Origin of the sequence: Nodosilinea sp. P-1105 (assembly GCF_012911975.1) — a bacterium.
Classification (GTDB): domain Bacteria; phylum Cyanobacteriota; class Cyanobacteriia; order Phormidesmidales; family Phormidesmidaceae; genus Nodosilinea.
In genome coordinates this window covers 1-9,717 of record NZ_SMDQ01000110.1, presented here as the reverse complement: position 1 = coordinate 9,717, position 9,717 = coordinate 1, and the positions used below count along the sequence as shown (strand labels likewise).

At 54.3% G+C, this 9,717-nt stretch carries 4 protein-coding genes, 1 pseudogene and 1 CRISPR repeat array; of the genes and pseudogenes, 1 reads left to right on the top strand and 4 read right to left on the bottom strand.

Translation table 11 applies throughout. The features are described from left to right. Window positions 1–530 precede the first annotated feature (530 nt). On the bottom strand, window positions 531–3,020 hold the full coding sequence (locus tag E1H13_RS25535; protein ID WP_169617790.1) for a GH116 family glycosyl hydrolase: 2,490 nt from the start codon (window positions 3,018–3,020) through the stop codon (window positions 531–533). Window positions 3,021–3,461: 441 nt separating this feature from the next. On the opposite strand from E1H13_RS25535, the gene E1H13_RS25530 reads away from it, so the two are divergent. Beyond that, on the top strand, window positions 3,462–4,973 hold the full coding sequence (locus E1H13_RS25530) for a GMC family oxidoreductase (protein ID WP_169617789.1): 1,512 nt from the start codon (window positions 3,462–3,464) through the stop codon (window positions 4,971–4,973). Window positions 4,974–5,061: 88 nt separating this feature from the next. Here the strand turns inward: E1H13_RS25530 and E1H13_RS25525 are convergent, their stop codons facing one another. From E1H13_RS25525 to cas1, 3 genes and pseudogenes are all read right to left on the bottom strand, one after another. After that, window positions 5,062–5,484 (bottom strand): DUF6773 family protein, encoded by a 423-nt coding sequence (locus E1H13_RS25525; RefSeq protein WP_169617788.1) that lies wholly within the window; start codon window positions 5,482–5,484, stop codon window positions 5,062–5,064. Between the two features lie 195 nt (window positions 5,485–5,679). Continuing rightward, window positions 5,680–8,801: direct repeats of the CRISPR family, unit length 36 nt; unit sequence GTTTCCAACTATTCCGAATTAACCCATTCGGTCGGG. Between the two features lie 203 nt (window positions 8,802–9,004). Further along, complete coding sequence (gene cas2 / locus E1H13_RS25520; RefSeq protein WP_169617787.1) at window positions 9,005–9,280, bottom strand: CRISPR-associated endonuclease Cas2; 276 nt, start codon at window positions 9,278–9,280, stop codon at window positions 9,005–9,007. Then, window positions 9,280–9,630: pseudogene (gene cas1 / locus E1H13_RS25515) on the bottom strand (CRISPR-associated endonuclease Cas1); the annotation flags it as partial. The gene cas2 and the pseudogene cas1, both read right to left, overlap by 1 nt. Between the last annotated feature and the right edge of the window lie 87 nt (window positions 9,631–9,717).

The following is a 9,717-nucleotide window of genomic DNA, read 5'->3' as shown; positions in this document are numbered from 1 at the left end:
TGCTTCCCCCGATGGCTGGTGCCGTTCTTGGAGATATCGTGAGACCCACAGGTCGGACAGGTCATCTCAATAGCCATGCGCTTGTCTCCCTGGTTATCGTGGTGGCGTAGTCTGATTTTCCTTCGTCCCGTGCATTAATGCACTACCCGCATTTTCATGGGCATAGAAACATTCCTCCCCTTGCCGCAGTACAAAAGTCGCCCCATCCGCATGGGTAAGCTGTCGGGCAGCTACCCCCACGAGGGTCATGACACTATCTAGTGTCGTAGCAAAGCAAAGCTCCCGAATGATTTCAATCAAATGCTTGGTTGACTGTAGGTCAGCCATGACAACATCGACGACAAGGTACGGTATGGGGCACTCAAACTGCAGTTAGCGCAGACGACCTTCCAGATCTATAAGCGCTTTAGCAAGATCTGACGCGAGGGCGTGATGGAGCAAGGTCGTCGGGGGCAAATACGGCCTTGTCTAGCCTCTTTACCTTGGGTATAGCATGGAATCGAGGTGATAGCCGGGAGCTTAACATTAGCCTAAGGGCAGAGGCTGGCGTAAAGCCCCCAGATCGCCAGGGGGCGCATGTAGTGGCAGGCTCGATAGGTACCCAGGGCGGTGATCGCCTCGGGGGTGCGGAACTGTAAGCCATAGGTGTAGATCTGCTCTACGACAGCGGCCGCGATCGCCATGGCCTCTTCCCGCTTACCCATTTGGGCCATAAAGGCGGCCAGGCCAAAGTTAATGCCGGTCCACACCTCTAGCTGGTGGGTGCCGTCGGGGTCTTCGGGGGTGCCGTCCGGTAGTACCCCATTGGCGGCCCCAATCGCCAGGTTCAGGCTGGCGGCGCTAAAGTTGCCCACCTGGGCCCCCTCAAACTTCTGCTGCTGGGGCCGAGCTTGGCTTTGGGCCACCTGGTTGAAGTTCACAAAACAGGCGTTGTAGATGGCGGCCAGGGCCGATTGGATGTATTCCTCTTCAACCAGGTCAGGCAGTCCCAAGCACCGGGCCATGAACTGCCCACAGAGTTGATCAGCCATCACCACCTCAGACTTGCTGCCCGTGTCCAGGCGGTAATAGCGGCCATTCCACAGTTTGGGATGATAGGCCTTGAGGCCATTGTCCAGCCAGCGCCGGTACTGGGTGAGCAGAATCGGAGTGTTGCCGGGGGCCAGCTTGGCCTGTTGTAACCGCTCCCCCATGGCGATCGCCGCTTCCAGAGCCGCCAGCCACAGCCCGCCGCAGTAGGCACTAATGCCCTGCAACCGCCAATCATCGAAGGTCTGGTCTGGGGCGCCGCTGTTTTCGGGGATGCCATCCCCGTCTTGGTCGAACTGCTTCAGGTATTGCAGGGTGTCTACCACGGCGGGCCAGCAGGTGTGCAGAAAGTCCAGGTCGTCGGCCCCCGTGGCCTGGAAGGCCCGGTACACTTGCAACACAAAGTCGCTGCCCAGGTCTTTCCATTGGTTGCAGTCCTGGTAGCTGGTGTAGTTGGTTTGCCCCCAGGGCTGCTCGTTGGGGGCTCCCAGGTCGTGGGGGGTGGCTCCTTTGGCTTTGCGCTGGGCCATGGGACTGTCGGCCCCAATGGTGGCATAGTAGCCAATCACTCGCTGTCGGTCATCCTGGGTGGGGATGGCCCGGGCAAAAGCCCGCAGCACCGCCTTTTCCAGCTGGGGCCATAGCAGCAGGGTGGCAAACCCGCCGTACAACCGCACGTCCAGGCTTTCATACCAGCGATAGTCCAGGCACTCCAGGACCGCAAACTGACCCACCGGGTCCGCCTCGGTGGCGGTGCTCCACAGGGTGCCGCCGCTGGCCAGGTCGTACAGCTCGTTGAACAGGGCCATTTTGAACCAGTCGGGCAGGTCGGCGCGGGCCAATATGGGCTGCTGCCAGGTGACGATCTGCTGCTGCCAGACCTGGTAGTTGTTCAGGGCGGCAAAGGCGATCGCCTGGGCGTTGCGGCCGGTTTTACCAAAGAAATCGGTGTAGCGGCGGTAGCTCGTCACCCCGGCGGCAAACTCCGTCACTGGCAGATCCCAGGCCAGGGCCACCGGAATCTGGCGGGTTTCTCCGGGTTGTAGGGTAAAGCGCAGGGCGATCGCAGCGGCAATTTGCTCCCCCTCGGCGGCTGGGGTGGTGTCCATCAGGTTCATCAGGCGACCCACCCGGGCAAAAGCATCCCAGAGATCGCTGCCGTCCCCGGTCGGGTCCCAGCGCAAGTCGTAGGACACCTCCACCCCCGGGGTGTCAGGGGTGAGAATGCACCACTGCCCGTCCCCTTCCTGGGGAGCACCGGACCAGGCGCCATCCAGCCGCAGCCCCTTCACCCCGTCGTTAGCAATCAGCTGGTTGACCTGGCCGACGCTCTGACCGATGGCCGGCACATAGTCGTAGTAAGGGCTACCATCATCCCGCTGGCGCACCTCGGGGGAGGGTTGGGTATTGGTGAACCAGCCCACCAAATTCTGCCAACTCACCATCAAACTCAGGGTGATTGGAAAGCGGCTGGGGTTGTGGGCCGTCCATTCAAATAGGGCCACCGGGTAGCTGGCCTCCTGGTAATTGTGGGGCCAGATGGGGGATAGCTGTTCGCAGGTAATCTCAGCCTGAAATACCTGCTCGTAGCGGTACCAACTGCGGGGGTACAGGGCGTAGTAGTGCCCGGTGGGGCGATCGCGGCTAGAGGCCGGATACCACTGCCAGGCCGACAGCCGACCATCCTGGGGCGGCTGGGTGCTGAGGGCATAGACCTGGGTGCCAGCCCCGGTCTTTTCCCAGAGGGTGAACTGACAGCCAGGGAAGGACTGGAACAGATGCTCGCCCCCATCCAGGTGCCAGAGGTTAAAGTCCCCCTGGGGCGATCGCCCAATGCAGCCCGCCCCCAAGCCCCCCAGGGGAGCGCCATGGTTGGGGCCATCGTCCAGGTTGCTGGCGTAGCGCACGATGTAGTGATGGTCCCAGGGCTGACCGAGGGGTCGCTGCCAGGCCTGGGCGGGAATTGAGGGACGGGATGGGGTATCAGTCATGCCAAAATCTTACCGGAGCCAGGGGACAGGGGATAGGAGGTAGGAGACAGGAGGTAGGAGGTAGGAGACAGGAGGTAGGAGACAGAGGACAGGGGAGATTTGACCGCAAATCCCCTCCTGGGAGGCCTGTGCTGTTCGCGTAGCGGCCCCGGAGGGGCAACTTGCCGAAGTAGGTAGGGGTGGGTCAAGCCAGCCTGAGGACCCACCCCGCCCTGCGGCATTCTGCGCCGCTGCGTTAGGCTTCGCGGTAACCGATCCGAGGCTTGAAGCAGAATGCTCCCAGCGGGATTCTTTAAATTGAGAGAAAGAAGGCAGCGAAATCGGGCAATCGTCAGTAGATTTTAGGTAGTCAGTCGGTTTGTCGCGTCAGCGTTGGGGCGTCAACCCTGAGTCACTGTCCAGTCTGCCTGTCCATCACCAGCCCCCATTACTGAGGACCCCATGATCATCGACGACCAGCATTACGATGTCATCATCATCGGTACCGGCGCGGGGGGAGGTACCCTGGCGCGCAAGCTAGCTCCCTCTGGCAAGCGGATTCTGCTGCTAGAACGGGGGGAGGCCATGCCCCTGGAAGACCAAAACATCAGTGATGTGGATATCTTTCAAAAGCAGCGCTATCACGCCCCCGAGCAGTGGTACGACAGCGAGGGGGAACCGTTTACCCCCCAGATGAAATATGCCATCGGCGGCAATACCAAAATCTATGGGGCGGCCCTGCAGCGGATGCGGCAGCGGGACTTTGAAACGGTGCACCACCAGGATGGCATTTCCCCGGAATGGTGCCTCAAGTATGCCGACTTTGAGCCCTACTACACCGAAGCCGAAGCCCTTTACCAGGTGCATGGCCAGCAAGGAGTCGACCCGACGGAGCCGTTTCGCAGTGGCGACTATCCCTACCCAGCGGTGGAGCACGACCCCACGATTCAACCGGTGCTGGCGGGGCTGACCCAGCAGGGTTGCCATCCCTACCCCTTGCCCATGTCCCTGTCTTTGCAGGAGGAGGACCCCACCGGGGATTCAGAGGTGTTTGGGGTGGCCCCGGCCCTGGACTTTGGCAATGTCACCCTGAAGACGGCGGCCAAAGCTACCCAGATTGTCACCAACCCGGCTGGCACCGTGGCCCGGGGGGTGCAGGCGGAGGTGAATGGTGAGCCTTACTTGTTTCTGGCGGATATTGTGGTGCTGGCCTGTGGGGCAGTTAATTCGGCGGCCCTGTTGTTGCGATCGGCCAATGAAAAGCACCCCGATGGCCTGGCCAATGGGTCGGACCAGGTGGGCCGCAATTTGATGAAAATTCAGATGAGCTCGATTGTGGAGGTGACGGCCCAGGCCAATTCTGGCAAATATCCCCGCTCTGTGGGCATCAATGACTACTACTGGGGCGATCGCCAGTTTGACTATCCCATGGGCCACATTCAAAACATGGGCGGGGTGCTGCAAGATGCGATTTTTGCCGAGTCCCCGCCAGTGCTGTCGCTGATTACCAAGTTCATGCCTAACTTTGGCCTGAAGCAACTGGCCACCCGGTCCATTGCCTGGTGGACGATGACGGAGGTGCTGCCGGACCCCAAAAACCGGGTGGAGGTGAAGCAGGACAAGCTCTATGTGAATTTCAAGCCGAATAATGCCGAGGCCCACGATCGCCTGGTGTACCGCTGGCTGGATGTGCTAAAGGCGGTGGAGAAGGATAGCAATCTGTTTTCGCGATCGGGCCTGCATCCGCGCGGGGAGGTGCCTTTGCCGGTGATGGCTAACCAGTGTGGTACCTGCCGCATGGGCACCGACCCCACTACGTCGGTGCTGGATATCCACTGCCGCACCCACGAGCTGGATAATCTCTATGTGGTGGATAGTAGTTTTTTCCCATCTAGCTCTAGTGTGGGGCCAGCGTTGACGGTGATTGCCAATGCCCTGCGGGTGGGGGATCACCTGCTGGAGCGCTGGCGATAACGGCGGGGGCTCCAGACCTCCGAGGTTTTGGCAACCTCGGAGGTCTGAAGCTAGAGACAGCGGTTGTGGCTGATGACGCAGCTCTGGTTCACCGTTTTGATAGTTGATGTGAGATCAGCGGTATTGCGATCATTAATGCGAAGTAGATGGAACCACCTACAATTACTCTGAACACATCATCCAGGGTGCTGATTGACCATGCGCCAAACAGTATCATCAGTGCAGAAAAAAATACGCTGGCTATAAACGAGCGAAATAATAATCTGCGCAATGAAAATCTCCCCGCTTTTTCGTACTCTTGATGCATAGATTTTGCCAAGGTAAGCCGAACGGTGAGATAAAGCGACGTGGCTAGGAACAAGCCTGAGAAATCCCACAATTCAGCCGGATCCTCACCCAGTAAGACTACGCGCACGATTAGCAGGGTACAGAGTCCGAAGAACAGCAGATAAAACCCTTCTTGGAAGATCTGGTTTCTGTATGGTTGTGGCTGTTTTGATGGTTGTGGCATAGACAGTCATGCCTCTTCTGCTTCTGTTTGCAGTTTAACAGATGGACATGATGAGGCTTTCAACTATTCCGAATTAACCCATATTCTGAAGGGATGAGGGCGGAAACAGGAGGACGGAAAGCTGGCATTCAGTAGCCTTATAAGAAATCACCAAAGTTCTCGTTTTTCCGCTCTCCGCTCTCCGTTCTCCAAAGTGTTTCCAACTATTCCGAATTAACCCATTCGGTCGGGTGCATGCTTATGACTAAGGCAGGCGTTAAGATAGATGTGTTTCCAACTATTCCGAATTAACCCATTCGGTCGGGCCTTTTGGTACTTTCCTGTGTTCCGCCTGCTGTTAGCGTTTCCAACTATTCCGAATTAACCCATTCGGTCGGGTAATCTCATGAATGCTTTATACTTGTTTACAGTTACCTGGTTTCCAACTATTCCGAATTAACCCATTCGGTCGGGTTTAGCTCATCCAAAGATTTTACATCGATATCAGATTCATCAGGTTTCCAACTATTCCGAATTAACCCATTCGGTCGGGAGATTTACCTACAGAGTTAGCAGGGAGACAGGCAGAAGTTTCCAACTATTCCGAATTAACCCATTCGGTCGGGCTACTACCCAATGGCGGTTAGACTGCGAATCTAGGGTAAGTTTCCAACTATTCCGAATTAACCCATTCGGTCGGGTTTGAAAGAACTTCAGGATGAACTGATCCCGGTTTACAGTTTCCAACTATTCCGAATTAACCCATTCGGTCGGGGCATTTTGGGATGACCGCTACACCCATTCGTTTAGATGGAAAATGTTTCCAACTATTCCGAATTAACCCATTCGGTCGGGTCAGAATCCAATCCGCTCCATATACTCGGCTGTCTTTGTTTCCAACTATTCCGAATTAACCCATTCGGTCGGGTTACGGTGTGCCAGCCTGGCAAGCAATGCCAATTGCCGTTTCCAACTATTCCGAATTAACCCATTCGGTCGGGCTGTGGTGGTGGAGTTGATTTCCAGCTAGACAACGCTGGTTTCCAACTATTCCGAATTAACCCATTCGGTCGGGAGGCCATCCTTGACCGAGTTGATGCTAACGCCAGCCCTGGGTTTCCAACTATTCCGAATTAACCCATTCGGTCGGGGAGGCTACATTCAAGTCGCTGACACCTAAGCGCTACGGTTTCCAACTATTCCGAATTAACCCATTCGGTCGGGTAGAAGTTCAGTCGATGCCTGTAGGCACACGTATAGTGTTTCCAACTATTCCGAATTAACCCATTCGGTCGGGCATCTGAAAAAGTGCCAAGTAAATCACCTATTACGGCTGTTTCCAACTATTCCGAATTAACCCATTCGGTCGGGCAGGAGCTGATGCACCTTACAAAGAGCACACCTATGTTGCCAAGTTTCCAACTATTCCGAATTAACCCATTCGGTCGGGCCCGCGAATAGCCCCTGGTTTGTGCCCGCCATCATGGAGTTTCCAACTATTCCGAATTAACCCATTCGGTCGGGTACCTGGACGAGTACAGCTTCAACCAGATGGATGCGATTCTAGTTTCCAACTATTCCGAATTAACCCATTCGGTCGGGTCCTCGTGGCTAGGGTCAACTACGTGAGCCAGTAGCTGTTTCCAACTATTCCGAATTAACCCATTCGGTCGGGGGCGTCGTTATTAGACGGGTCTACGTCTATATGGTGAATCGTTTCCAACTATTCCGAATTAACCCATTCGGTCGGGGTAGGCACCTCTAATCAACCGTTTAGTGGCCCGACTCAAAGTTTCCAACTATTCCGAATTAACCCATTCGGTCGGGCCACGAGGACAACACATGTTTCATACCGAAAACTTTAACCTGTTTCCAACTATTCCGAATTAACCCATTCGGTCGGGCATCTCGCCAATGTAGTTGGCATAGTCGCGTGGGTTCTGGTTTCCAACTATTCCGAATTAACCCATTCGGTCGGGCATCGTTAGTTTTTACGTCTCTAGGTACAGCCCAACCTATTGTTTCCAACTATTCCGAATTAACCCATTCGGTCGGGTAGAGCAAAAGGCTGCTTTAACACTAATTAACAAGAAAAGTTTCCAACTATTCCGAATTAACCCATTCGGTCGGGACCCGAAGAGGTCGCCGTATCAACCGGGATGTGGGTTTCCAACTATTCCGAATTAACCCATTCGGTCGGGATACTCACAATGTCACGTTGCATTGACTCCATCTCACTGTTTCCAACTATTCCGAATTAACCCATTCGGTCGGGAATTCTTTCAGCAAACCTAGGCCACGATTCCAGACCCGTTTCCAACTATTCCGAATTAACCCATTCGGTCGGGTTGACTCAAGGGTTTATATCTTATTTTATCTAGGCTTAGTTTCCAACTATTCCGAATTAACCCATTCGGTCGGGTCTATGATACCCACTCAATCGCTATTACTGCTCTGGTTTCCAACTATTCCGAATTAACCCATTCGGTCGGGAAGCCGACAAAACGGTAGCTTAGTCCTAGGATGTATGGGCTTCACGTTTCCAACTATTCCGAATTAACCCATTCGGTCGGGCCAGTAAGCTGAATAATGCAGCGTGGACAATCTGGCAAGTTTCCAACTATTCCGAATTAACCCATTCGGTCGGGTTCTGAAAGTATGCCGTAGTAAGTCATGGAGTATTCCTTGTTTCCAACTATTCCGAATTAACCCATTCGGTCGGGCCTACAGGCAAGGCAATCTCTAATGTTAAACAAAAGGTAATGGTTTCCAACTATTCCGAATTAACCCATTCGGTCGGGTTTATGCCATTGAACTCCAATACAAAAGTTCTCAAAGTTTCCAACTATTCCGAATTAACCCATTCGGTCGGGACCTGTCGCCGATGGAGGGCGTAAAAATGGAAACTCTTAAACATGGTTTCCAACTATTCCGAATTAACCCATTCGGTCGGGAGACCATGTAGTTGATATTGCCAGCAAGGTAAGCCTCAAGAGTTTCCAACTATTCCGAATTAACCCATTCGGTCGGGCTGGCATCCATGGGGAGCCTGTAGCCGTAGACAATCTACTGCGTTTCCAACTATTCCGAATTAACCCATTCGGTCGGGCCTATTCAAGGTAGCGATCGCGGGGCTCTCCACCCTGATGGTTTCCAACTATTCCGAATTAACCCATTCGGTCGGGAAACTCTATCAATTTAGTATCCCCTATGATGCTACTAAGGTTTCCAACTATTCCGAATTAACCCATTCGGTCGGGAATCAACTACTTCATTAGGCAAGTACATAGAATCACCTTCTTGTTTCCAACTATTCCGAATTAACCCATTCGGTCGGGAGTTCGTCTCTGGGGGCCTTACCCAGAGCGGGTTTCAGCCCTGCCAATCGACGCACCTGCCAATAGCTTACCCCATAGGGCGAAAAATCAGCACCTTGCCACTGTGGCCAGTGCCCCAAACCCTTACAGCGCCAGCCATCGACACACCTCCACCATAAAATGGGGGTTATAGCCATTAGTAGAGGTGCGTCGATAGCCTTCATTCAAACAATATAGACACTTGGGGGAGGGGTAATTGGCTCGCCGCCAATCACCAGACTTTTCGCCACCGACTGGGGCGTCAGCCAATAAAACCGTACACTATCCTCCTCCGCCTTCACCCGGCGTTGAATGCGCTGATACAAATCTTGCATTTCAGTCTGGTCGAGAAAACATTCAAACACACTGCGCTGCACCCGTCGGCCATAGCCTTCCAAGAACGTCGCCAATTTAGTGCGACGCCGATTATCAGGAATATCGTAGGTAATCAGTACCAGCATCAGACCGTCCTCAAAAAAGGTTGGTAGGGCTCGTTATGCAGTAGCCAACGTTTGTATCGCTTCACCTGGTAGTGAATCGCCCGTCGATAGGTCACCGGCTCCTGCACATCTGGATGCTTAACCGTTTGCGACATCCCAGCTTCAAACTTTTGAATAAACCGTCGGCGCGCCCCATCGGCCATATAGACACCGCCATTTTCCGTGGGCCAGGTAAAATCATCCGGCTGTACATCGCGGCGATTAACCAGGGTAACCACCAGGGTATCGACCACCGGGGAGCGAAACTCCTCCATCAAATCCAGGGCTAATTCTGGCAGCTTTTTGTCAGAGCGGTGAAGATTACCAAGATAGGGGTTTAACCTAGGGTGATGACTTAGAGCCTAATAGGCTGGTCTTTGCTCATGCAACCTCCGTGTCGCGTGCATAGGGTCTAAACT

Coding starts and splice junctions, on each gene's coding strand:
- E1H13_RS25535 (WP_169617790.1), bottom strand. CDS start 3,020: ATGACTGATACCCCATCCCGTCCCTCAATTCCCGCCCAGGCCTGGCAG.
- E1H13_RS25525 (WP_169617788.1), bottom strand. CDS start 5,484: ATGCCACAACCATCAAAACAGCCACAACCATACAGAAACCAGATCTTC.
- cas2 (WP_169617787.1), bottom strand. CDS start 9,280: ATGCTGGTACTGATTACCTACGATATTCCTGATAATCGGCGTCGCACT.
- E1H13_RS25530 (WP_169617789.1), top strand. CDS start 3,462: ATGATCATCGACGACCAGCATTACGATGTCATCATCATCGGTACCGGC.